The 23,841-nt window shown below is 71.3% G+C and carries 16 protein-coding genes and 1 pseudogene; 11 read left to right on the plus strand and 6 right to left on the minus strand.

The features are described from left to right. Positions 1 to 23: 23 nt before the first annotated feature. Together ACGFZQ_RS10595 and ACGFZQ_RS10600 are read left to right on the plus strand one after the other, a co-directional pair. Complete coding sequence (locus tag ACGFZQ_RS10595; protein ID WP_393840000.1) at positions 24 to 3,431, plus strand: hypothetical protein; 3,408 nt, start codon at positions 24 to 26, stop codon at positions 3,429 to 3,431. Positions 3,432 to 3,488: 57 nt separating this feature from the next. Continuing rightward, a pseudogene (locus ACGFZQ_RS10600) lies at positions 3,489 to 4,261 on the plus strand (SDR family oxidoreductase). Between the two features lie 53 nt (positions 4,262 to 4,314). On the opposite strand, the gene ACGFZQ_RS10605 reads toward ACGFZQ_RS10600, so the two are convergent. After that, positions 4,315 to 5,010 carry a glycoside hydrolase family 75 protein gene (locus ACGFZQ_RS10605; RefSeq protein ID WP_393840001.1) on the minus strand — a complete coding sequence of 232 codons (696 nt, stop codon included), beginning with the start codon at positions 5,008 to 5,010 and terminating at the stop codon, positions 4,315 to 4,317. A 236-nt stretch (positions 5,011 to 5,246) separates the two neighbouring features. Between ACGFZQ_RS10605 and ACGFZQ_RS10610 the strand changes: the two genes are divergently transcribed. Next, positions 5,247 to 5,858, plus strand: coding sequence for a hypothetical protein (locus tag ACGFZQ_RS10610; RefSeq protein WP_393840002.1), 612 nt, complete (start codon positions 5,247 to 5,249; stop codon positions 5,856 to 5,858). 97 nt (positions 5,859 to 5,955) lie between these two features. On the opposite strand, the gene ACGFZQ_RS10615 is transcribed toward ACGFZQ_RS10610, so the two are convergent. Then, on the minus strand, positions 5,956 to 6,792 hold the full coding sequence (locus tag ACGFZQ_RS10615) for an aldo/keto reductase (protein ID WP_393840003.1): 837 nt from the start codon (positions 6,790 to 6,792) through the stop codon (positions 5,956 to 5,958). 605 nt (positions 6,793 to 7,397) lie between these two features. On the opposite strand from ACGFZQ_RS10615, the gene ACGFZQ_RS10620 reads away from it, so the two are divergent. From ACGFZQ_RS10620 to ACGFZQ_RS10640, 5 genes are read left to right on the plus strand one after another with little or no spacing between them, the layout of a single operon-like run. Further along, positions 7,398 to 7,724: a hypothetical protein gene (locus ACGFZQ_RS10620; RefSeq protein ID WP_393840004.1), complete on the plus strand. Its 327-nt coding sequence runs from the start codon at positions 7,398 to 7,400 to the stop codon at positions 7,722 to 7,724. Continuing rightward, positions 7,721 to 8,920: a glycoside hydrolase family 105 protein gene (locus ACGFZQ_RS10625; RefSeq protein ID WP_393840005.1), complete on the plus strand. Its 1,200-nt coding sequence runs from the start codon at positions 7,721 to 7,723 to the stop codon at positions 8,918 to 8,920. The genes ACGFZQ_RS10620 and ACGFZQ_RS10625 overlap by 4 nt, the downstream gene beginning before the upstream one ends. 50 nt (positions 8,921 to 8,970) lie before the next feature. Next, complete coding sequence (locus ACGFZQ_RS10630; protein ID WP_393840006.1) at positions 8,971 to 12,204, plus strand: glycosyl hydrolase family 28 protein; 3,234 nt, start codon at positions 8,971 to 8,973, stop codon at positions 12,202 to 12,204. After that, on the plus strand, positions 12,201 to 13,583 hold the full coding sequence (locus tag ACGFZQ_RS10635) for a glycoside hydrolase family 27 protein (protein WP_393840007.1): 1,383 nt from the start codon (positions 12,201 to 12,203) through the stop codon (positions 13,581 to 13,583). The genes ACGFZQ_RS10630 and ACGFZQ_RS10635 overlap by 4 nt, the downstream gene beginning before the upstream one ends. A gap of 15 nt (positions 13,584 to 13,598) precedes the next feature. After that, on the plus strand, positions 13,599 to 15,629 hold the full coding sequence (locus ACGFZQ_RS10640; RefSeq protein WP_393840008.1) for a PQQ-dependent sugar dehydrogenase: 2,031 nt from the start codon (positions 13,599 to 13,601) through the stop codon (positions 15,627 to 15,629). A gap of 15 nt (positions 15,630 to 15,644) precedes the next feature. On the opposite strand, the gene ACGFZQ_RS10645 is transcribed toward ACGFZQ_RS10640, so the two are convergent. Then, complete coding sequence (locus ACGFZQ_RS10645) at positions 15,645 to 17,471, minus strand: AMP-dependent synthetase/ligase (protein WP_393840009.1); 1,827 nt, start codon at positions 17,469 to 17,471, stop codon at positions 15,645 to 15,647. A 247-nt stretch (positions 17,472 to 17,718) separates the two neighbouring features. Then, positions 17,719 to 19,218, minus strand: coding sequence for an MFS transporter (locus tag ACGFZQ_RS10650; RefSeq protein WP_393840010.1), 1,500 nt, complete (start codon positions 19,216 to 19,218; stop codon positions 17,719 to 17,721). Between the two features lie 97 nt (positions 19,219 to 19,315). Here ACGFZQ_RS10650 and ACGFZQ_RS10655 point away from each other — a divergent pair, with 97 nt between their 5' ends. Further along, positions 19,316 to 20,308 carry an Lrp/AsnC family transcriptional regulator gene (locus ACGFZQ_RS10655; RefSeq protein WP_393840011.1) on the plus strand — a complete coding sequence of 331 codons (993 nt, stop codon included), beginning with the start codon at positions 19,316 to 19,318 and terminating at the stop codon, positions 20,306 to 20,308. A gap of 31 nt (positions 20,309 to 20,339) precedes the next feature. On the opposite strand, the gene ACGFZQ_RS10660 is transcribed toward ACGFZQ_RS10655, so the two are convergent. After that, positions 20,340 to 21,206 carry a LysR substrate-binding domain-containing protein gene (locus tag ACGFZQ_RS10660; RefSeq protein WP_393840012.1) on the minus strand — a complete coding sequence of 289 codons (867 nt, stop codon included), beginning with the start codon at positions 21,204 to 21,206 and terminating at the stop codon, positions 20,340 to 20,342. 186 nt (positions 21,207 to 21,392) lie between these two features. Here ACGFZQ_RS10660 and ACGFZQ_RS10665 point away from each other — a divergent pair, with 186 nt between their 5' ends. Both ACGFZQ_RS10665 and ACGFZQ_RS10670 read left to right on the plus strand, forming a co-directional pair. Further along, entirely contained in the window at positions 21,393 to 22,424 is a 1,032-nt protein-coding gene (locus tag ACGFZQ_RS10665) for a bile acid:sodium symporter family protein (protein ID WP_393840013.1), read from the plus strand. 114 nt (positions 22,425 to 22,538) lie between these two features. Continuing rightward, positions 22,539 to 23,066 (plus strand): isochorismatase family protein, encoded by a 528-nt coding sequence (locus ACGFZQ_RS10670; RefSeq protein ID WP_393840014.1) that lies wholly within the window; start codon positions 22,539 to 22,541, stop codon positions 23,064 to 23,066. Positions 23,067 to 23,070: 4 nt separating this feature from the next. On the opposite strand, the gene ACGFZQ_RS10675 is transcribed toward ACGFZQ_RS10670, so the two are convergent. Next, positions 23,071 to 23,790 (minus strand): SDR family oxidoreductase, encoded by a 720-nt coding sequence (locus ACGFZQ_RS10675; RefSeq protein ID WP_393840015.1) that lies wholly within the window; start codon positions 23,788 to 23,790, stop codon positions 23,071 to 23,073. Between the last annotated feature and the right edge of the window lie 51 nt (positions 23,791 to 23,841).

Here is a 23,841-nt window from a genome sequence, read left to right on the forward strand (position 1 = left end):
TGCTGTCGACGGGGGAGACGTGGATGGGGCGCCGGGAGAAACCGCTGGATCCCGCGGCGGGGGCGGTGGAGCGGTTCGCCTTCGAGCTGCGCAAGCTGCGGGACGAGGCGGGCACGCCGACCTACCGGGCGATGGGGCTGCGGGCCGGTTACTCGGGTCCGACGCTCTCGGCGGCGGCCGCCGGGGAGCGGCTGCCCACCCTCCCCGTGGTCACGGCCTACGTCGTCGCGTGCGGCGGCGACCCCGATGAGTGGGCACGGCGCTGGCGGACGGCCGCGGCCGAGGCCGCCGGCACCCGGCTCGCCGAGGACGACGAGCCCTGTCCTTATCCCGGCCTCGCCCGGTTCGAGGCCGGCGACCGGGACCACTTCCACGGCCGCGACGAACTGATCGCCGAACTGGTCGCGCACACCCGCCGCAGCCGTTTCGGGGCGGTCGTCGGCGCCTCGGGCAGCGGCAAGTCGTCCCTTCTGCGGGCCGGGCTCGTGCCCGCCCTGCGGGAGGCCGGGGACCCGGAGCGGCGACCCGCCGTCATCCGGATCCTCACCCCGGGCGCCCACCCCGCCCGCACCGACCCGGCACTCCTCACCCCGCACGACGCCCCCGGCGACACCCTGCTCGTCGTCGACCAGTTCGAGGAGGTCTTCGCGCTCTGCGCCGACCCGGCCGAACGCGAGCTGTTCATCGGCCGGTTGCTGCACCCGGATCCCCGGCTGCGTGTACTGCTCGCCGTGCGCGCCGACTTCTACGGGCACTGCGCCGAACATCCCCTGCTCGCCGAGGCGTTGCGGGACACCACCCTGCTCGTCGGCCCGTTGGCGCCGCAGCGGCTCCGGGAGGCGGTGGTCCGGCCCGCGGCCGCCCGGCAGCACATCGTCGAACGTGCCCTGACCGCCCGGATCGTCGCCGACGTCGCCGGTGAACCCGGCGGACTGCCGCTCATGGCCCACGCCCTGCGCGAGGTCTGGCGCCGGCGCTCCGCCAAGACCCTGACCCTCGCCGCCTACGAGGCGGTCGGCGGCGTTCGGGGCGCCGTCGCCCACACCGCCGAGGAAGTCCACGCACGCTGCACCCCCGCCGAGGCGGCCGCCGTCCGCGCCCTGCTGCTGCGCCTGGTCACCCCCGGCGACGGCACCGGAGACACCCGGCGCCCGGCACGGCGCGCCGAACTCGGCACCGACCCCACCACCGCCCACGTCCTCGAACGCCTGGTCAGGGCCCGCCTGCTGACCGTCGACGGCGACACGGTCGACCTCGCCCACGAGGCCCTGCTCGGCGCCTGGCCCCGGCTGCGCGGCTGGATCGACGCCGACCGCGACCGCCTGCGTGCCCACCGCCGGCTCACCGAGGCGGCGGCCGCCTGGGCCGAGCTGGAGCGGGACGCGGGCGCGCTGTACCGGGGCGCCCGCCTGACCGAAGCGCGCGAGGCCTTCGCCGAAGAGGGGCCCTACCAAGGGGAGTTGAGCCTGCTTGAGCGGGAGTTCCTGACGGCGAGCGTCGAGTCGTACGAACGCGGGCAGCGGGCCGCCGTGCGGGTCGGGCGCCGGCTGCGGGCGCTGACCGGTGCGCTCGCCGTCCTGCTGTGTCTGGCCCTGGCCGCGGGCGCCGTCGCCTGGCGGCAGAGCGGGGTCAGCGCACGGCAGCGGGACCAGGCCGAGGCTCGCCGGGTGGCCGCCGTCGCCGACAGCCTGCGTACCGCCGAACCACGCACCGCGATGCGCCTCGCCCTGGCCGCCTGGCGTACCGCCGACCTGCCGGAGACCCGGCAGGCGCTGCGCACGGCGGCCGCGCAGAGCGAACAGGACCTGTTCGTCCAGCCCGAGGAGGGCGGCCGGGCCCTGAACGCACCCGTGTGGCTCAGCACGGACGGGCGGATCCTGACGGCGGTGGCGCACGACCGGGCCGTGCAGTGGGACGTCCGCACCCACCGGCACATCCACTCCCTGAGCCAACCCGGCCTGTCCGACGGGGTGATCGCCGTCAGCGACGACGGCCGGCTGATCGCCTCCCGGGCGCCCGGCGGCAGCGGCACGGTGATCCGCTCGCTCGCCGACGGCCGCACCCGGCGGCTGGCGACCGGCCCCTGGCGGGACGCCGACGGGATGTTCGGGCCGAACGGACACACCTTTCTGGTACGACGCCTCGCCCACGACCCGGGAAGCGACCGGGCGACCCTGGACCTGTGGGACGCGGACGGCGCCGACGACCCGGACGGCGCGGCGCGGCAACACCCGCTCCACCGATACCCCCACGGCGAGGACGACGGCCCGCTGCCCGCGCCGAGCCCGGACGAGCGGTACCTCGCCTGGTGCGGTCAGGACGCCACCCGACTGCGTGTCCTCGACCTCGTGGCGGGCCGCCTGCTCTCCGCCCGCCCGCCCCGCTCCACCGAGAAGCTGCTCTGCCAGGGGGAGGAGGTCGTCTTCACGCCGGACGGCCACGCCGTCGCGGCCGCCACCCCGGCGGGCGTGGTGACCTGGGACTTCCGCACCGGCCGGGAACGCCCCCGGCTGCCGCTCGCGGACGGCGCGAACACCGTCGTCTTCCGCGGCGCCTACGCCCTGACCTGGACCCCGGGCTCCCTCGCCCTGTGGCGCACGGACCTCCCGGCCCCCGCCGACGGCGGCCCGCGCACGCCCTTGCTCACCTACCCGGCGGCCGGCTCGGCCGTCGGCGGGCTCCGGCTGGACCCGGCGGCGGGCGTCCTGCGCTATCTGCAGGACGGCAGGACCAGCGCCGTGCACACCCTCTCCCTGCACGGGCTGACGGGCTCGGCCTGGCGGCGGAAGGCGGCGGCCCGGGCGGCGTTCGACACGCGCGGCAGGCCCGTGGCGGCCACCGGACCGCCGGTCGTGCACCGGGAGCGCACCGTCGGGGCCGACCCCACCGGCCGCACCGCGCTGACCTACGAGGGCTGGCTCGTGGACGTCACGACCGGCAGGCGGCGACCGGGCGGAGTGACGGGGGAGGACCTGCTGCGCACCGCCGCCTTCAGCCCCGACGCCCGCTATCTGGCCGCCGAGGACACGGTCGGCCGGGTCACCCTGTGGGACGCGCACACCTGGCGCAGGCTCGCCGTGCTCAGAGCGGCCGGGGCCACCGTGGTCACGTCCGCCCTGGCGTTCTCCGCCGACGGGACACTGCTCGCGGCGAGCACCGCCGACGGTTCGGCACAGGTGTGGGAGACGGCCCGCACCCGGCTGGACCCGGCGACGGTACCGGCCGGTGACGGACCGGTCCTCGCCCTCGGATTCACCCCGGACGCGGGGGAGTTGCACATCGCCACCCCGCATCTCCCCGACCGGAGCGTTCCGTTGCGGCCCGAGGAGAGCGCGAGCGAGCTGTGCGCCCGGGCGGACGGGGGTCCGACGCGGGCGCAGTGGCGGCGGTACCTGCCCTCCGTGCCGTACCGCGCCGCCTGCGGTGGTTGACATCGAGAGCGCTCGAAGTGATGGACTCCGGTCGATCACCAACCACCGGGGGAAATCATGAACGACTCTCCGGTCGCGCTCATCACCGGCGGCGATGGGGGTCCCCCCGCTCGAGCGAAGCCGAGAGTGGGGGAGGCATCGGCGCCGCCGTCGCACGCCAACTTCTCGACGCCGGCCACCGGGTGGCCGTCACCGGCCGGGGCGAGCAGCGGCTGCGCGCCTTCGCCCGCGAACTCGGCGACCCGGACGGCCTGTTGACCGTCGTGGGCAACACCGCCGAGTACGCCGACGTGCAGGCGGCGGTCGACAGCACGCTCAAGGCGTACGGCCGGCTCGACACCGTGGTCGCCAACGCCGGTTTCGCCACCCACGACACCGTCGCCGACGGTGACCCGGCGGGCTGGGCCGAGATGGTGCTCACCAACGTCCTCGGCCCCGCCCTGCTGATCCGGGCCTCCGTCGACGCCCTGAAGGCGAGCCGGGGGCGGATCGTCCTGGTCGGCAGCGTCGCCGGGTTCGTGAACACGCCCGGCAACCTGTACGGCGCGACCGTGGGGGTCCCCCCGCTCGAGTGAATTCGAGAGTGGGGGAGGGCGGTCACCGGGCTCGCGGAGAACACCCGCCGCCAGGTCACCGAGTTCGGCATCGGCGTCACGCTGGTCGCGCCGGGCCGGGTGGAGACCCCGTTCTGGGACGCCAACGGCAGCCTGCCGCCCGGCCTTCTGCTGACCGCCGACCAGATCGCCGACTCGGTGGTGTGGGCGATCCGGCAGCCGGCCGGCGTGGACGTCCACACCATCGTCGTACGACCGCTGGGGCAGCCCAACTGACGTATCGGGACGGCCCGGTACCGTGCGGTACCGGGCCGCCCGCCCTCCCCGGGTCAGTTGTTGGCCAGGAACTGCTTCGCCAGCTGGTCGCCGAGGGACACCGCCGCGCTGTGGCTCTCGATGGGGGAGGCCGTGGAGTTCTTGAAGAGTATGTAGGTGACGCCGGAGTCGGCACCGCCGGTCTCCGGGTCGGGGTCGATGCCGAGCGCCTTGGCGGTGGCGTACGACGCCTCGCCGATGATCTTCGTGGGGCCGGTGTCGCCGACCACCGCGTACTCGACCTTGTTGTTGTAGATGACGGCGACCACGCCGCCGCCCTTGATGCCGGCGCTGGAGTAGTTCCAGATGCTGCTGGAACTGGGGACCACGACGTACGGCAGCGACTCGGCCTTGAGGGGCTTGCCGTCGGACTGGTGGAACGCGGTGTCGTCCTGGTACCAGGGGTCGCGGTCCTCGTTGCAGTTGGTGGTGCGCTGGCCGTCGCAGTCGATGTCCATGTCGGACTTCCAGAACACCGCGCCGTTCTTGCCGCACACGGGGATCGTGGCCGAGGTCTCGTCGTCGGTCTTGTACTTGCCGCTGGAGATCTGGGAGCAGGAGGTCACCTTGGCGAGCAGGTCGGCCGCGCTGACCGAGCCCTCCTGGGCGGACTTCGGGACGGTGGCGCCGGACGCGCTCGCGGGAAGCACTCCGGCGGCCAGCAGTGCGGCCCCGGAGGCCGCGGCGAGGGTCAGTGTTCGGATGCGCACTGTGGGGGGTCCCCTTCTGTTAGGAAAGTTTCCTGACCGGGTGCCGTACAAGGTGGCCCCGGCTGCATGTCCGCGTCAACCCCTGGGTGTGAACTCGGGAAATTGTCATGCATTGCGGCGGTATGAAGCCCGGGGAACACTGGTGGGGCAGGACATTCCGAACATTTATGCAGGAGCCGTGCGAGGGTTGAGCGGTGGCTCCGGTGGCTCCGGTGGCTCCTGGGAGGCGAGGGGTCATGTTCGTACGCACGGTGTACGCCACCGGCGATCCGGCGCAGATCGAGTCCGCCATCCGGGCGCTGAACAGCGAAGGGCGCAGTCTGCTGGAGGAGCGTCCCGGGTACCGGGGCGCGGGCGTCTTCGTCGACCGGGACCTGGGCAAACTGCTCGCGGTGAGCTGGTGGGGCTCGGAGGAGGCCCGGCGCAACAGCGACCAGGTGATGCGCGAGCGGCGCGGGCCGATGCTGGAGCCGTTCGCGGGCACCGTCGCCGTCGAGAACTACGAGGTGGCCGTCTTCCACTCGGTGCAGCTGCCGAGGGTGGGCGGCGGAGTGCGGATGACCAGGGTGGAGTTCGACCCGTCCGACACGGACCTCTTCGTCGAGACGTTCCGGTCGTCGGCGGTACCCCGCCTGGAGACCCTGCCCGGGTTCTCGCGGTGTGCCCTGTTCGTCGACCGGGAGCTGGGGCGGGGCACGGTCGGTGTGCTCTTCGTCGACCGCGCCTCGATGGCCGCGTCCCGCGGCGGCCAGGCGGCCGCCCGGCGCCAGGACGTCGCCAAGGCGCATGTGGCCGTGGTCGCCCTGGAGGAGTTCGAGGTCGTCCACGCGGACGTGCACTCCGAGTGACGCGCCCCGCACGGGAGTCGGGGAACGAGCCCGGGGAACGCGAGCGGCCGTCCCGCCGTGCAATCGGCGGGACGGCCGGTGTGTACCGGGCTGCCGCTCAGCCCATGTCGAAGGTGGCCGGGTCCGGGCCGATGCGGCGGTCCTCGTTGAGCGCGCTGATCGCCGCGAGGTCCTCGGTGTCCAGGCTGAAGTCGGACACCTCGATGTTCTCCTTGATCCGGGACGGCGTGACCGACTTCGGGATCACCACGTTGCCCAGCTGGATGTGCCAGCGCAGCACGACCTGGGCCGGGGTGCGGTTGTGCTTCTGCGCGATGGCGACGATCGCCGGCACCTCCAGCAGGCCCTTGCCCTGGCCGAGCGGGGACCAGGCCTCGGTGGCGATGCCCTGCTCGGCATGGAACTCGCGGGCCGCGTGCTGCTGCAGATGCGGGTGCAGTTCGATCTGGTTGACCGCCGGGATGACCGACGTCTCCTCGATCAGCCGTTCGAGGTGCTCCGGAAGGAAGTTGGAGACGCCGATCGCCTTGACGAGGCCGTCGGTCAGCAGCTGCTCGAACGCCTTGTAGGAGTCGATGTACTTGCCCCGGGCCGGCAGCGGCCAGTGGATGAGGTACAGGTCCAGGTAGTCCAGACCCAGCTTCGCCAGCGACGCGTCGAAGGCGCGCAGCGTGGCGTCGTACCCCTGGTCGGCGTTCCAGAGCTTGGTGGTGACGAACAAGTCCTCGCGGGGGACGCCGGAGGCGGCGATGGCCTTGCCGGTGCCCTCTTCGTTGCCGTAGATCGCCGCTGTGTCGATGCTGCGGTACCCGGCCTCCAGTGCCGTGGCGACGGCCCGCTCGGCCTCGTCGTCCGGCACCTGCCACACACCGAAGCCCAGCTGGGGCATCTCGACGCCGTTGTTGAGGATTTTCGGGGGGACCTTGCTGCTCACGAGCTCTCGATCCTTAGGTTGTCGACAGGTGGAACTCCCATCGTCAACGATCACCGGCCGTGATGCATTCCTGAGCCCGGAATCCGCCGGAACCGAGCGGTGAGTCAGCCTCCCGGGACGGAGATTGGCCGGAAATGCATCCGACCTTATGGGTCCGGACCATTGACCGCGGCCCGTTTCTGCCGAGACTCTGGTTCGCATCGTCGGACGTATCGCTGAACCCGGTACAGGGATGTGAACCATCCTGTGGGTTTTCCAGCGGATCCCTGTGACCGCGACCCCCTGTCTGCGCTCTGAGACCCCCCAACCTCAGGAAAGCAGGTGTGCACCATGAACGAGACGACATCCGAAGACCGCCAGGCGGAACCCCCTCCTTCTGCAGACATCCGATGAAAAGGTCTGGCGAAGCCCTGGTTGTCAGGTCGTGGAGACCGCCCTGGACGTGATCGGCTGAAATGACCACGGCACGCCCGGCCGGGCTCACTCATGCCTGTCCGTTGCGCTGCGGGTATTGCTCCAACCTGGTCCGACTGATCGGTCGGTCAGCTGGGCTGGCGGCCGGGCGGTGGGCGGAGGCGTACCGGGAGGCCGGTGAGCTGGGTGTTGTGCAGACGCGTCGGTCCGGCGGTGAGCCGCCGCTCAGGCGGGATCTGTCCGGCCTGGACCCGCTGAACGTCCGGGAGCGCGAACTCGTCTGGACCGGGCGGAAGTCGAAGGCCTTCGACGTCTGCCGGGGCGAGTTCTGGATGCGTGGTCCCTGCCGCGGCTGCGCCCTGTGCTCCACCGACCTCGGCGGCTGCCGCCGCCAGGCGTACGCGCTCACCGCAGACGCCCGCAACACCGACCCGGCCCGCCGCCAGGCACCAGGCCACCGTGCCGTAACCCTCCGGCGGACCACCGCGGCCGCCGCCCACCGAGCAGGAGGACCATGAAACGCCTACGAGCCGCCCTCGTGGCCGTCGCACTCACCACCGCCACGGCGGCCACACTCCCCGCCGCGGTGTCCCCACCAGCCGCCGCAGCAGCCACCACGGCTCGCGCGACCAGGCCCGCCGCCGCCACCGACCGGTCCACCGCGGTCGTCGACTCCACCATGGCCCGCTACGCGCCGAGCACCATCGGCGGCTGGTCCTACCCGGTGGGCCTCTACCTCTACGGCCAGTACCTCACCTACAAGCGCACCCACGACCCCCGCTACCTCACCTACCTCAGGAACTACGTCGACCGGTTCGTGAAGAGCGACGGCTCGATCGACCAGTCCTTCAGCAGCCTGGACAGCATGCAGGCGGGCCGGCTGCTGGTGATCCTGCACCACGAGACCGGCCAGGACCGCTACCGCAAGGCCGCCAGGAAGATCCGCGACCGCCTGAACACCTACCCCCGGACGAGCGACGGCGGCTTCTGGCACGCGGACACCTCCAGTCGCGCGCACCAGCTGTGGGCGGACGGCGTCTACATGGTGAACCCGTTCCTCGTCGAGTACGGCAAGGAGTTCGGCGACAGCGCGTACACCGACGACGAGGCGGCGAGGCAGCTCGCCGTCTACGGCGGCCACCTCCAGGTCGCGAACGGGCTGCTCAGGCACGCCTACGACGAGTCGAGGAGCGCGAGTTGGGCGGATCCGGGGACCGGTCTCGCGCCCGAGCACTGGTGCCGTGCCGTCGGCTGGTACGCGATGGCGATCGTCAACGTGCTGGACGCCGTCCCGGCCGATCAGTCCCGCCGGCCCCAACTGCTCGACATCTTCCGGAAGCTGGCGGCGGGGCTGGAGAAGTACCAGGACCCGGCGACCGGACGCTGGTTCCAGGTGATGGACAAGGGTGGGCGTAGCGACAACTGGACCGAGACGTCCTGCTCCAGCATGTTCACCTACGCCCTCTCCCGCGGCGCCCAGCAGCACTACCTCGACCCGCACTACGCGGACGTCGCCCGCCGCGGCTACCAGGGCGTGCTCGCCGAGCTGTCGGTCGGCCCGGACGGCCGCACCGACCTCGCCGACATCTCCATCGGCACGAACGTCGGCGACTACGCGTACTACGTCGCCCGCACCCGGGCCACGAACGACTTCCACGGCCTCGGGGCCTTCCTGATCATGAACGAGCAACTGCGAGGTGCATCAGTGTCATGAGCACAACATCCGAGCTCCGCGGCCATCAGCTGGTGTGAGGAACCGCCACCATGAAACCCCCCACTGTCACGCGGCACCGGGCTGCCGCGATCGTCCTCTCCGTCCTCGCCGTCGTCCTCGGGCTCTCCCGGCCCGCGGCCCTGGCATCCCCGCACCCCGCGCCCCACGCGGCCGCCGTCTACGACGTGCGTGACTACGGCGCCAAGGGCGACGGCTCCAGCAACGACACCCCGGCCATCGACAAGGCCGTCGACGCGGCGAGTTCGGCGGGCGGCGGCACCGTCCGCTTCACCGCCGGCACCTACAAGTCCAAGAACACCATCCACCTGAAGAGCCATGTGACGCTCCAGCTCGACAAGGGCGCCACCCTCCAGGGTTCCAGTGCCGACACCTACGACAAGGCCGAGTCCAACCCGAACGACGACTACCAGGACTACGGCCACAGCCACTTCCGCGACGCGATGATCTACGGCGACAGGCTCACCGACATCGGCTTCGTCGGCCAGGGCGTCATCGACGGCGCCGGCGACCTGATCACCGGCAACCCGAAGTCCGGCGAGGCCGACAAGATCATCTCGCTGACCCGGTGCGACGGACTCAGGATCGGCGACGGTCTCACCCTGCGCCGCGGCGGCCACTTCGCGGCCCTGGTCAACGGCTGCACCAACGTGACGTCCGACCACCTGACCATCGACACCGCGAGCGACCGCGACGGCTGGAACATCATCTCCACCACGAACGTCACGGTCACCCACGCGGACATCAAGGCCAACGACGACGCCCTGGTCTTCAAGAGCGACTACGCCCTGGGCGCGAAACTCCCCAACGGGCATGTCCGGGTGAGCGATTCCTCCCTGTCCGCCAGGTGCTGCAACGCCCTGATGTTCGGCTCCGAGACCTGCGGGGACTTCTCCGACTACCAGTTCGAGAACATCCGTATCGAGGGCGCCGACAAGTCCGGCCTCGGCATGGTCTCCATGGACGGCGCGAAGATCTCCGACGTCCACTACAAGGACATCACCATGACCGGAGTGCACTCCCCGATCATGGAGAAGATCGGCACCCGCAAGCGCTGCGGAAACAGCCCGGGCATCGGCTCGATCAGCGATGTGACGTACGAGAACATCACCGCCACCGGCACCACCCCGTCCTTCAGCCCGACCCTGTGGGGCGAGAGCGGCCACCGGATCCACGGGATCACCTTCACCCATGTCGACATCACCGTGCCCGGCGGCAACGGCACCATGTCGACCGCCGTACCGGGCAACGACCCCAAGGACTACAACCCCAAGGCCATCGGCACCCGGCCGGCCTACGGCTGGTACCTGCACAACGCCGACGACGTCCGGTTCACCGACAGCTCCGTGAAGTTCGCGGCGGACGACGGACGGCCGGCGGTCATCGCCAACGCGGCGAGCGGCATCCGCCTCACCCGCTTCACCGCGCAGAAGGGCGGCGGCTCCCCGTACGACATCGGCCTCCAGGACGTCACGGGCGCCTGCCTGACGGACAGTCACAACACCTCCGGCGGTGCCCTGCGCGTCTCGGGCGGCCAGGACTGCGGTACGGCCGCGAAGCCGCTCGACCTGGAGAACCCCCGGCAGGACTTCCTCCGGGGCTCCGTCGGCGGCCTCTTCCTGCACTGGGGCCTGCGCACCGCCCCCGCCCACACCAGCTGCACCGCCTGGGAGAACGACGTCACCAGCGGCGGCTGGAACCCCGACTACTGGGTGAAGGAGGCCCAGAAACTGCACACCCAGTACCTGGTCCTCGCCACCTTCCACAGCCGCCTCGGCTACGCCCGCCCCTGGCCCTCGAAGATCCCCGGCTCCTGCGCCACCAAGCGGGACTTCCTCGGCGAGCTGATCACCGCCGCCAAGGCCAAGGGCATGAAGGTCATCCTCTACATGACCGACGACCCCCAGTGGCACGACGAGGGCGGCCACGAGTGGCTCGACTCGGCGGCCTACTCCGCCTACAAGGGCAAGGACGTCGACCTCACCACCCGGGACGGCTTCGGCCAGTTCGGCTACGACAACTTCTTCGAGGTCATGGACCGCTATCCCGACCTCGGCGGCTTCTGGATCGACAACGACAACGCGTACTGGGAGAGCCACGACTTGTACGCGCAGATCCAGCAGAAGCGCCCGAACTACACGCTCAGCAACAACAACGAAGACACGCCGATCATGGACATGATCAGCAATGAGCAGAAGACCGGGATGACCCCGGCCTACGACTACCCGCAGGCGGTCTACACGGCCCAACCCCGCCTGACCGAGGCCGACTTCAAGCTGCCCTCGACCGGTGCCTGGTGGTACGACGGCTCGGACCCGACCGTCGACCGCAAGCTCACCCTCGGTCGGCTGGTCACCAACGCCGGCTCCTCGGTGAAGGCCCTGATGGCCGAGACCGCCCAGGTCAACGGCAGGTTCCCGGCCAACCAGGCCGCCTTCAACACCTTCGCCGACTCCTATCTCGACCCCATCTGGGAGTCCCTGCACGGCACCGAGGGCGGCGGCTACCTCTACGGCGGCCTCAAGCCCGGCTTCTGGAACGACGGGGCACACGGCGTCACCACCATCGCCAAGGACGACCCGAACCGTCAGTACGTCCACGTCCTGACCCCGCCGTCGACCAGCACCCTGCGGATCCGCGACAACGGCTACCGCATCGCCTCCGTCACCGACCTCCGCACGGGCAAGGCGGTTTCCTGGTCCCAGTCCGGCGGAGTACTCACCCTCACCGGCCTCGGCTCCTGGGACCCGTACGACACCGTCTTCAAGGTCATGACCGCCGGCCGCCAGGGCATCCTCTCCGGAGCCAAGATCACCGCGAGCGCCTCGGCGAGCGGTCACGCGGACTCCGCCGCCGGTGACGGCGACTACCTCACCTACTGGGACAGCGACAGGACACTGCCCGTGAACCTGACCTTCGACCTCGGCTCGGCCAAGAAGGTGCAGTACATCGGCCTCAACCAGCGCGAGGACTCGGTCGCCTACGCCCGTTCCGACATCGAGCAGTCGGCGCGCATCAAGGCGTACAAGGTGTTCCTCAGCAACGACGGCACGAACTGGGGGAGCGCCGTCAAGTCCGGGGAGCTGCCCAGCCGGCGGGGCATCCAGGGGATCGACCTGACCGCCGCCACCGCCCGCTATGTCCGCCTGGAGGTGGACTCCACCTGGGCCGCCGCCACCGACACCACGCGCTACAAACGGCTGCGCGTCGACGAGGCCTGGATCGGCACGGCCTACGCGACGCCCGTGAACGGAGGACGCCCGTGATCCGGATCAGAGCACTGACGGCGGCGGTCGCCGGAGTGCTGGTCGCCGCGGCGGTACCGCTCGTGGGCACCGCCCACCCGGCCACCGCCTCCGACAACGGCCAGGCCGTCCGGCCCGCCATGGGCTGGAGCAGCTGGAGCTTTGTACGCCGCCAGCCCACCGAGGCCAAGATCAAGGCTCAGGCCGACGCGCTGGTCGCGAGCGGGCTGAAGGACCACGGCTTCGTCCACGTCAACCTCGACGACTTCTGGCAGAAGTGCGACTCGAACGGCTTCACCGTCGACTCGTACGGCCGCTGGGCCGTCGATACCGCCAAGTTCCCCGGCGGCATCAAGGCCGTCGCCGACTACGTCCACTCCAAGGGCCTGAAGTTCGGCTTCTACGTCACCCCGGGCATCGCCAAGAACGCCGTCACCAGGAACACCCCGATCGAGGGCACCGCGTACCACGCGAAGGACATCGCGGACACCTCGAAGACCGAGAAGAACTACAACTGCAAGAACATGTACTACATCGACTACTCCAGGCCGGGCGCGCAGGAGTTCGTGAACTCCTGGGCGGAGCAGTTCGCCTCCTGGGGCGTCGACTACCTGAAGATCGACGGGGTGGGCAGCCAGGACGTCCCGGACGTACGGGCCTGGTCTCAGGCGCTGCGCGGCACCGGACGGCCCATCATCTTCGGGCTTTCCAACAACCTTCCGATCGCCGACGCCCCGACCTGGCGGCAGTTCGCGAACAGCTGGCGCACCCAGGGTGACGTCGAGTGCTACTGCGGTCCCGGCGACAACGGGAGCGGCTACCCGCTCACCGACTGGTCGCATGTCTCCGCCCGTTTCAACACGGCCGCGAGCTGGCAGCCGTACGCCGGGCCGGGCGGCTGGAACGACCTGGACTCCCTGGAGATCGGCAACGGCGACCAGGTCGGCCTCACCGCCGACCAGCGGCGCTCCCACTTCACCCTGTGGGCGATGGCCGCCGCGCCCCTGCTCCTCGGCACCGACCTGACCCGTCTCGACACCGTCGACAAGGCCATGCTCACCAACGACCGGCTCATCGGCGTCGACCAGGACGGGGCCGCCGCGAAGCGGATCGTGAACAGCGGGGTCAAACAGGTGTGGAGCAAGAAGGAGAGCAGCGGCCAGTACGTCGTCGCCCTCTTCAACACCGGCACCTCCGGCAGCTCCACGGTGAGTGTGGACTGGTCCCAGGTCGGCTTCTCCGGCTCCGGCGACGTCACCGACCTGTGGTCCGGCTCCCACAAGGGCGTGACGGCCGACTCCTACAGCGCCACCCTGCGGCCGGGCGAGACCCGTCTGATCCGCGTCGAACCGGTCGACTCGCCCAAGGCGGCAGCGGCTTCACTCCGGTACCCGGGCTGAGAGGGAGCAACCTCCATGAATCCCAAGAGAGTTCTGCCCTACGGGCTGGCCGCGGTGCTCGCGCTGCCGCTGGCCGGGCTGAGCCAGGGCACCGCCCTCGCGGCCACCGAATACCAGGCCGAGAGCGCGACGATCTCCCAGGGCACGGTCGCCACCAACCACACCGGCTACACGGGCACCGGCTTCGTCGACTACACCAACATCAAGGGCTCCTACGTGGAGTTCACGGTGAGCGCGACCGTGGCGGGCACCTCGGCGCTCACCCTCCGCTTCGCCAACGGCACCGCCGTCGACCGGCCGATGGACATCTCCGTCAACGGCACGGTCGTCGCGTCCGGCGTCTCCTTCCCGGCCACCGCCGACTGGAACACCTGGACCACCAAGACCCTCGACGTCCCGCTGACCGCGGGCTCCAACAAGATCCGTGCCACCGCGACCACCGCCAACGGCGGCCCCAACCTCGACAAGGCCGGCCTCGACACGGCCGCCGACACCCAGGCCCCCACCAGCCCCGGCCGGCCGTCCTGCTCAGACATCGGAGAGGACCGACTCACCCTCGGCTGGGGCGCCGCCACCGACAACGTGGGCGTAACCGCGTACGACCTCTACGAGCACGGCAACAAGATCGGTGAGGCGCCCGGTGGTTCGACGTCGAAGGCGCTGACGGGGCTCACCCCGAACACCACCTACGACCTCACCGTCATCGCCCGTGACGCGGCAGGGAACACCTCGCCGGCCAGCCCGGTGGTCGACTGCACGACGAAGCCGAGTTCCGACACCACCCCGCCCACCCGGCCCGGCACCCTGTCAGCGGCCGGCATCACGGCGAACACCGTCGACCTCACCTGGGGTGCGTCCACCGACGACCGGGCGGTGACCGCGTACGACATCCGCAGCGGGGCGACGGTCTACCGGACGGTCACCGGCGCCACGAACAGCACCCTCACCGGCCTCGCCTGCGACAGCCCCTACACCCTGGACGTCGTCGCCCGGGACGCGGCCGCCAACGTCTCCGAGCCGAGCAACAGCGTCACCTTCACCACCAAGGCCTGCGCCACCGACGGCGGTGTCCCCTCCTCCGTCGCCACGCTCTCCTCCGGGTGGACGATCCCCTGGGGCACCTACTGGATGCCCGACGGCAAGACCGCCCTGGTCACCGAGCGGGACGACTTCCGGGTCTGGAAGGTGACCAAGGACGGTACGAAGACCCAGGTGGGGACCGTCCCGAACGCCGTCACCACCAACGGCGAGGGCGGGCTGCTCGGGGTCGCGGTCGACCCCGGGTGGCAGACGAACCACTACGTCTACTTCATGCACACCGCGTCCGAGGGCAACCGGGTCGTGCGCATGACCTACGACGGCACCAAGCTCAGCGACTACAAGATCCTGCTCCAGGGCATCAAGAAGAACCGCTACCACAACGGCGGACGGCTTCTCTTCGGCCCCGACGGCTATCTCTACGTCTCCACCGGCGAGGCCCAGACACCCGATCTCGCCCAGGACAGGAACTCCCTGAACGGCAAGATCCTGCGGATGACGACGGACGGGAAGGCGGCCCCGGGCAACCCGTTCGGGAACTACGTCTACAGCCTCGGCCACCGCAACCCGCAGGGCCTCGCCTTCGACCGCAACGGGCGGCTGTGGGAGGCCGAGTTCGGCAACAGCTCCAAGGACGAGCTGAACCTGATCAAGCCGGGCGCCAACTACGGCTGGCCGACCTGCGAGGGCACCTGCTCGGTCGCGGGGATGACCAACCCGAAGGCCACCTGGAACGTGTCGGAGGCCTCGCCGAGCGGGATCGCCATCGTCCGCAACGTCGTCTACATGGCGTCCCTGCGCGGCGAACGGCTGTGGCGCATCCCGATCAACGGCGACGGCGAGAGCGTCGGCACGCCGACGGCGTACTACGTGGGCACGTACGGTCGCCTGCGGACCGTGACCAAGGTGCCGGGCGCCGACCAGCTGTGGCTGTCCACCACCAACTGCGACAACAACGGCAACGAGCCCGACGGATCCGACAAGGTCTTCCGGATCGACATCAAGTGACCGGCTGACGGGCCGTCAGGCCCGGTAGAGGGCCTCGACCTCGTTGGCGTAGGCGTTCTCGATCGCCTTGCGCTTCAGCTTCAACGACGGGGTCAGCAAGCCGTGTTCCTCGGTGAACGGCTGGGCGAGGATACGGAAGGTACGGATCGACTCGGCCTGTGAGACCAGGGTGTTGGCGGCCACCACCGCGCGCCGCACCTCGGTCTCCAGGTCGGCGTCGCGCACCAGCTGGGCCTCGGACATCCGGGGCTTGCCGCGCATCTGCAGCCAGTGCTCGACGGCCTCGGTGTCCAGCGTGACCAGGGCCGCGATGTAGGGGCGGTCGTTGCCGACGACGATGCACTGGTTGACCAGCGGATGGTCGCGCACCCGCTCCTCCAGGACACCGGGGGAGACGCTCTTGCCGCCGGAGGTCACCAGGATCTCCTTCTTGCGGCCGGTGATGGTGAGATAGCCGTCCTCGTCCAGGGAGCCCAGGTCGCCGGTGGCCAGCCAGCCGTCGTGCAGGGAGGCGTCGGTGGCCTTCTGGTTGTTGAGGTAGCCCTGGAAGACATGGCCGCCGTGCAGCCAGACCTCGCCGTCGTCCGCGATGTGCACGGTGGTGCCCGGGACGGCCTGGCCGACCGTGCCGTAGCGGGTGCGCTCGGGCGGGTTGGCGGTGGCCGCCGCGGTCGACTCGGTCAGGCCGTAACCCTCGTAGATCTGCACGCCCGCGCCGGCGAAGAACAGGCCGAGCCTGCGGTCCATGGCCGAGCCGCCGGACATGGCGTTGCGGATCCGGCCGCCCATCGCCGCCCGCACCTTGGAGTAGACGAGCTTGTCGAAGAGCTGGTGCTGCATGCGCAGTGACGCCGACGGGCCGGGTCCGGTGCCCCACGCCTTCGCCTCGACGGCGTCCGCGTACTTCACCGCGATCTCCACCGCCTTCTCGAACGGGCCGCCCTTGCCCTCCTTCTCCGCCTTCCGCCGGGCCGCGTTGAACACCTTCTCGAAGATGTAGGGCACGGCCAGGATGAACGTCGGCCGGAACGCGGCCAGGTCGGGCAGCAGCGCGGCCGCGTTCAGCTGCGGCTGGTGGCCGAAGCGCACGCCGTGCCGGATCGCGGCCACCTCCACCATGCGGCCGAAGACGTGCGCGAGCGGCAGGAAGAGCAGGGTGGAGACCTCCTCGCCCTTCTTCGCCCGGAACACCGACTCCCAGCGGCCGACGACCGTGTCCGACTCGAACATGAAGTTGCCGTGCGAGAGCACACAGCCCTTCGGGCGGCCGGTGGTGCCGGAGGTGTAGATGATCGTGGCGACCGAGTCCGGGGTGACCGCCTGCCGGTGCCGGTGCACGACCTCGTCCTCCAGGTGCGCGCCCGCGTCGTACAGCTCCTGCACCGCGCCGGAGTCCAGCTGCCACAGCTGGCGCAGCTGCGGCAGCCGGTCGATGACGGTGGCGATCGTCATCGCGTGGTCCTCGTGCTCCACGATCGCGGCCGTGCACTCGGCGTCGTACAGCATCCAGAAGCACTGTTCGGCCGACGACGTGGGGTAGACCGGCACCACCTGGGCACCGATCGTCCACAGGGCGAAGTCGAACAGGGTCCACTCGTAGCGGGTGCGGGACATGATCGCGACCCGGTCGCCGAACCGGATGCCGCGCGCCAGCAGGCCCTTGGCGAGGGCCAGGACCTCGTCGCGGAACTCGGCGGAGGTCACCTCCCGCCACTGGCCGAGGTCGTCCTTGCGGCCCAGGGCGATGTGCAGCGGGTCCGCCAGGGCATGCTCGAACACACAGTCGGCCAGACCGCCGACCGGCGGTGCCGACGCCAACGGCGGGTTGGTGAACTCGCGCAAACCCCGCTCCCGCTTCTCGCTCCCCAGTCACGCTCCGCACAGCGCCGTGAAAGCTACCCCACCGGCAGACCGTTCGGGAGGGGGTGCGAAAACGAGCATTGCTCTCGTATACGCCCGCCGGTGCCTGGAAAATACCCTCACATGGGGAAGGGTCGGACAGAATCCTTACGGTTGAGTAAGTTCCGCCTCCGTAATCTCCACTGAATCTGTACGACCCGATTACCGCCCCCGGCCGGTTACCGGCCGGTCAGGCCCGCGGCAGTGCCGTGTCCTCCGAGGACTGCGCCGTCGGCGCCGTTTTCGTCACTGGGCCGTCCACGCGCGGGGCCCGCACCAGCACCAGGACCAGCGCGCCCGCCACCACCGAGGCACCCCCCAGCACCAGCAGGGCACCGTTCAGCCCCGAGGCGAAGGCCGAGCGCAGGGTGTGCTCGGCGAAGGTCCCGCGCAGGGCTCCGGTGCCGCCGCCCGCCAGTGTGTGCGCCGCGTCGTGCGGGAGGGCGCCGGTCATCCTGGAGGTCACCACGGTCCCGGAGACGGCGACCCCGAGCGCGTAGCCCAGCTGCCGGACCGTGTTCACCGCACCGCCCGCCATCCCGGCCCGCTCCGCGGGCACCGCGGCCAGCGCCGCGCCCGCGACCGTCGGCGACACGAGCCCCGTGCCGACACCCACCAACACGAACCCGGGTATCAGCGCGGTCCAGGAGGAGCCCGCGCCCAGCACGGCCTGGCAGAGGTCGCCCGCGCCGATCAGCAGCAGCCCGCCGCCGACCGTCAGCCGGGCCGGCGCCCCGTGCAGCAGCCGTCCCACCAGCACCGCGACCACCATCGCCGCCACCGTCATCGGCAGCAGCGTCAGGCCGCCCCGCACCGGGGTCATCCCGAGCAGGGTCTGCATCCAGATCGACACGTACGGCAGCGCCCCGAACGCGACCCCGCTGAACGCGAACGCCCCCAGCATCACGCCGGTGAACGACCGTCCGCGCAGCAGCGACAGGTCCAGCAGGGGATGCGCGGCCCGCCGTTCCACCAGCACGAACACCAGCAGCCCCAGGGCCGCCGCGGCGAACGCGCCGAGCGCCGCCGACGCCGTCCAGCCGTCCTCCCCGGCCCGTACGACCCCGTAGGTCACGCCACCGGCGAACAGCGCGAACGCGACCGTACCCGCCCAGTCCACGCGCATCCCCCGCGGACCCCGAGACTCCGGTACGACCCGCAGCGTCAGCCACACCGCGACCACGCTGACCGGCAGGTTCACCAGGAAGATCCACCGCCAGCCGGGCCCCGCCGTCAGCAGCCCGCCGACCACAGGGCCGACCGCCGCGGCCCCGCCGTTCACCGCGCCCCACACGCCGAGCGCCGCCGACCGCTGCCGCCCCTGGTAGACCGAGCCGAGCAGCGGCAGCGTGGTCGCGAACATCGCGGCCGCGCCCACCCCCTGCACGGCCCGTGCCGCCACCAGCGTCCCCGGCCCCGGCGCCAGCCCGCACAGCAGGCTCGCCGCGGCGAACAGCACGACACCGGCCACATGCACCCGGCGCCGGCCGAGGATGTCGGCCGCCGCCCCCGCCCCCAGCAGGAGCGCGGCCAGCGCCAGGGCGTAGCCGTCCACCACCCACTGCAGATCGCTCAGGGACGCGTGCAGTGCCGCCGCCATGTCCGGCAGCGCCACCACCACGATCGTCACGTCGAGCAACAACATGAACGTTCCCAGACACACCGCGGTCAGCGGCCCCCACCTGCGCATCTCTTCACTCCTCGGCAGAACGGCTCGATGTCACTCCGTACCATGGGGCCCCTCCGGCCGATCAGGGCGGTGAAGTGAGGGTGATCGGCGGAATCCGATGGGAGAGGTCGTGCTGGCGCTGGAATCCGACACGTTCGACGAGCTGGACCTGCGGCTGCTCAGCGCGCTGGAGGTCGACGGCCGGGCCTCCTTCAGCCGGATCGGGGCGGTGCTCGGCGTCTCCGACCAGACCATCGCCCGCCGCTACCGGGGACTGTGCGCCGAGGCCGGACTGCGGGTGGTCGCGGTCCGGGACGCCGAACGGCTCGGCCAGGACCAGTGGATGCTCCGGCTGCGCTGCGCGCCCGACGGCGCCGCCGTCATCGCCGACGCCCTCGCCAAACGCCCCGACACCGCCTGGATCGGGCTGGCCTCCGGCGGCACCGAGATCGCCTGTATGACCCGGCCGCGCCACCCCGGCGACCACGACGACCTGCTGCTCGGCAAGCTGCCGCGCACCCCCAGCGTGGTGGAGATCCGCGCCCAGCAGATCCTGCACCGCTTCTACGGCGGTCCGTCCGGGTGGATGCGGAAGTTCCGGGCGCTGACCGACGACCAGGTCGCCGCCCTGCGCCCGCCGGTGACCGGGGGCGACGGGCCGGCGCGCCTGGACCCCGAGGACGCGCCGCTGCTCGCCGCGCTGGAACGGGACGGCAGGGCGACCTACCCGGAGTTGCAGCGGGCCACCGGGCGGTCCGAGTCGGCGGTGAAGCGCCGGCTGGCCGCGCTGATCGCCTCCGGGGCGGTGTACATCGACATCGAGTACCGCTCCGAGGTCCTCGGGTACGGCACGGCGGCGGTGCTGTGGATCACCACCGCGCCGTCCGCGATGCACTCCGTGGGGGAGGCCCTCGCAGAGCACGACGAGGTGGCGTTCGCGGCGGCCACCGCCGGGCCCTCGCACATCGTCGTCACCGCGGTGGTGCGGAACACGGCCGGTCTCTACGCCTACCTCAGCGGGCCGCTCGGACGGCTGGAGGGGGTGCAGCACGTGGAGGCCACGCCGTTTCTGCGCAGGGTGAAGCAGCTGACGTATCAGGAGGTGTGGTGAGGCGCGCGTCGCCGGGGCGGAGCCGAGACGGTCAGCTCCTCCGGTGCAGGCGCTCGCCGCCCCGGAGGATCGCCGCCGCGAGCGCGTCCGCCGCCGACTGCGCCGGTGAGCGCCGGTGGCCGTGCACCAGTACGAAGTCGATCTTGTCCAGCTCCGGGAGGCCCGCCCGGTCCGGGACGCGGAACAGCCCCGGCGGGACCAGGCCCTTCGAGTGGGCCATCACCCCCAGGCCCGCCCGCGCCGCCGCGATCAGGCCGTTGAGGCTGCCGCTGGTGCAGACGATGCGCCACTCGCGGCCCTGGCGTTCCAGCGCCTCCAGGGCCAGGGCACGGGTGATGCCCGGCGGGGGATAGACGATCAGCGGGACCGGGCGGTCGGGGTCCAGACGGAGCCGCTCCGCACCGATCCACACCAGGTCGTCGTGCCAGACCAGCTCGCCCAGCGGATCCTCCGCGCGCCGCTTCGCCAGCACCAGGTCCAGCTTCCCGGCCGCCAGCTGCTCGTGCAGGGTGCCCGACAGCTCCACCGTCAGCTCCAGGTCGACCTCGGGGTGGTCGGAACGGAAGCCCTCCAGGATCTCCGGCAGCCGGGTGAGGACGAAGTCCTCCGACGCGCCGAACCGGAGCCGGCCGCGCACCCTGGTCCCGGTGAAGAAGGCCGCCGCCTGCTCGTGCACCTCCAGGATCCGGCGGGCGAAGCCGAGCATGGCCTCGCCGTCCTCGGTCAGTTCCACCGAGTGGGTGTCCCGGGAGAACAGCTGGCGGCCGGCCGCGTCCTCCAGACGGCGTACGTGCTGGCTGACCGTCGACTGGCGCAGTCCCAGGCGGCGGGCGGCCTGGGTGAAGCTGAGTGTCTGGGCCACCGCGAGGAAGGTCCGCAACTGCGTAGGGTCGTACACTCGAACATGTTATCGCGGAACGCGATGGCAGTCAGAGTGGTATACCGGATTCCCGATCACGTGCCGGAGGAGGACGATGGAGAGGGCCCTTCCGGCCACCGGCGAGAGCCCGGCGTCCGCGCCGGTTCGACACCATTGACCGACCGCAAGTGGAGCACCGTGAAACGCCTGAGCTGGCCCCGTTGGATGCCGATCGACCCGTACGTCCTGCTGTTGCTCGGGACGGTAGGCATCGCCGCGCTCCTCCCGGCCCGGGACACCGCCGCCGACGTGGCCTCCGGCGCCTCCACGGCCGCGATCGCCTTTCTCTTCTTCCTCTACGGCGCCCGGCTCTCCACCCGCGAGGCCGTCGACGGACTGCGGCACTGGCGGCTTCATGTCACGGTCCTGGTCTGCACCTTCGTGATCTTCCCGGTGCTCGGCCTGGCCGCCCGCGGCCTGGTGCCCGTGCTGCTCACCCATCCGCTCTACCAAGGGTTGCTCTTCCTCACCCTGGTGCCCTCGACCATCCAGTCGTCGATCGCCTTCACCTCGATCGCCCGGGGCAACGTGCCCGCCGCGATCTGCGCCGGGTCCTTCTCCTCGCTGATCGGCATCGTCCTCACCCCGCTGCTCGCCGCCGCCCTGCTCGGCGGCAACGGAGGCGGCTTCTCCGCCGACTCGATCGTCAAGATCGTCCTCCAGCTGCTGGTGCCGTTCGTCGCCGGACAGTTGCTGCGGCGGTGGATCGGGGAGTTCATCGCCCGGCACAAGAAGGTCCTCGGCCTGGTCGACCGCGGCTCGATCCTGCTGGTCGTCTACACCGCGTTCAGCGAGGGCATGGTCCGGGGCATCTGGCACCAGGTCAGCGCCGTCCGGCTGGCCGGGCTGCTCGCCGTCGAGGCGGTGCTGCTCGCCGTGATGCTCGTCCTGACCTGGTACGGCGCCAAGGCGCTGGGCTTCGGCCGCGGCGACCGCATCGCCATCCAGTTCGCCGGGTCGAAGAAGTCCCTCGCCTCCGGACTGCCCATGGCCAGCGTCCTGTTCGGTGCCCACGCCTCGCTGGCCGTGCTGCCGCTGATGCTCTTCCACCAGATGCAGCTCATGGTGTGCGCGGTCATCGCCAAGCGCCGCGCCCACGACCCGGAGGCCCAGGAGGACCCCGTGGACCCCGCGCCTCCGCCCGCCCCCGCGGCGCAGTCACGGTCGGCCGTCGGCACCGGGACCGCCGGCCGCTGAGCGGCCGGCGAAAGGCGCGGCCACCGGTGTCGCCGGCTGCCGAACGCGACCGGTTCACGGGCCTGTTGATCCGGATTTCCGGTACGGACGGCTGATGACGGCTAACGTTCCGTCATGACCGCACCCCTGGCGCTCGACCCGGCGCGCACCGCTCTCGTCCTCGTCGACCTGATGGACCGCATCGTCGCGCTGCCCCTGGAGCCCCGCAAGGGCACCGAAGTCCTGCACACCGCGGAGGAGCTGGCCCACTCCTTCCGTGCGGCCGGCGCACCCGTGGTGCTCCTGCGCGTCGAACGGCCCGCGCTCGCCGAGCAGCCGCCGGGCAGCGGACTGGTGGCCGGACTGCGCAGAGACGCAGACGTGGAGATCGTCAAGCGCACGATCGGCGGCTTCCAGGGCACGGAACTCGACGCCCGGCTGCGCCGGCTCGGCGTCACCCGTCTGGTGTTCGGCGGCATCGCCACCAACCTCGGCGTCGAGTCCACCGCCCGCGCCGCCGCCGACCTCGGCTACGACCTGGTCTTCGTGGCGGACGCCATGGCCGCCCTCACCGCCGCCGAGCACGAGGCGTCCGTCCGGCTCGACTTCCCGCGCCTGGGCACGGTCGTGACCGCCGCCGACGTACGCCTCACCCCGGCCTGACCGCTCAGACCAGCGACCCGCCCCCGTCCACGACCACCACCGACCCGGTGCTGTACCCCCCACGCATCAGGTAGAGGTACGCCTCCGCCACATCCGCCGGCTCGCCGACCCGCCCCACCGGCAGCGACTCGGCGGACGACCGGAAGAGACCGTCCCGGTCCGCCTCCGGCAGCTCCCGCCACAGCTCGGTCCGCACCACTCCCGGCGACACCACGTTGACCCGCACCGGCGCCAGCTCCACGGCCAGCGCCCGGGTCAGCGCCTCCATCGCCCCGCACAGCGCCGACGCGACGCTCGAACCCGGCATCGGCCGCTGCCCCGCCGTGCCCGTGGTCAGCACCACCGACCCACCCGGGCGGATCGACCCGGCGCCGTACTTCACCGCCGTGTACGCACCGAACAGCCGGGTGTCCAGGAAACGCCGGGCCGCCCCGACGCTCGTCTCGGCCACGGTCTCCAGCAGCAGCGACTCACCCGCCGTGAACACCAGGTGGTCGTATCCGCCGAGCCGCGCGAAGAAGCCGCGCACCGCGTCCTCGTCGGTGGCGTCCAGCAGCTGGCCCTCGGCGTCCTCGGGCAGCACCTTCAGCGCCGCGTCCACGCTCTCCTGCCGGCGCGAGGCGACGACCACCCGCGCGCCCTCCCGCGCCGCGCCCTCGGCGACCGCGAGCCCGATGCCCGACGTACCTCCGATGACGACGACACGCTGTCCCTGCAGACCCATGGCCTGCTCCTCTCCAAGCTGCTGTTCCGTCCCGTTCGGACGCTTCCAGCC

Origin of the sequence: Streptomyces sp. NPDC048254 (genome assembly GCF_043201895.1) — a bacterium.
GTDB lineage: Bacteria > Actinomycetota > Actinomycetes > Streptomycetales > Streptomycetaceae > Streptomyces.

What these genes read in the sequence shown, in the direction of transcription:
- ACGFZQ_RS10595 (WP_393840000.1), top strand. Translation starts at nt 24, where the DNA reads ATGGGGCGCCGGGAGAAACCGCTGGATCCCGCGGCGGGGGCGGTGGAG.
- ACGFZQ_RS10610 (WP_393840002.1), top strand. Translation starts at nt 5,247, where the DNA reads ATGTTCGTACGCACGGTGTACGCCACCGGCGATCCGGCGCAGATCGAG.
- ACGFZQ_RS10625 (WP_393840005.1), top strand. Translation starts at nt 7,721, where the DNA reads ATGAAACGCCTACGAGCCGCCCTCGTGGCCGTCGCACTCACCACCGCC.
- ACGFZQ_RS10630 (WP_393840006.1), top strand. Translation starts at nt 8,971, where the DNA reads ATGAAACCCCCCACTGTCACGCGGCACCGGGCTGCCGCGATCGTCCTC.
- ACGFZQ_RS10640 (WP_393840008.1), top strand. Translation starts at nt 13,599, where the DNA reads ATGAATCCCAAGAGAGTTCTGCCCTACGGGCTGGCCGCGGTGCTCGCG.
- ACGFZQ_RS10650 (WP_393840010.1), bottom strand. Translation starts at nt 19,218, where the DNA reads ATGCGCAGGTGGGGGCCGCTGACCGCGGTGTGTCTGGGAACGTTCATG.
- ACGFZQ_RS10655 (WP_393840011.1), top strand. Translation starts at nt 19,316, where the DNA reads ATGGGAGAGGTCGTGCTGGCGCTGGAATCCGACACGTTCGACGAGCTG.
- ACGFZQ_RS10665 (WP_393840013.1), top strand. Translation starts at nt 21,393, where the DNA reads ATGCCGATCGACCCGTACGTCCTGCTGTTGCTCGGGACGGTAGGCATC.
- ACGFZQ_RS10670 (WP_393840014.1), top strand. Translation starts at nt 22,539, where the DNA reads ATGACCGCACCCCTGGCGCTCGACCCGGCGCGCACCGCTCTCGTCCTC.
- ACGFZQ_RS10675 (WP_393840015.1), bottom strand. Translation starts at nt 23,790, where the DNA reads ATGGGTCTGCAGGGACAGCGTGTCGTCGTCATCGGAGGTACGTCGGGC.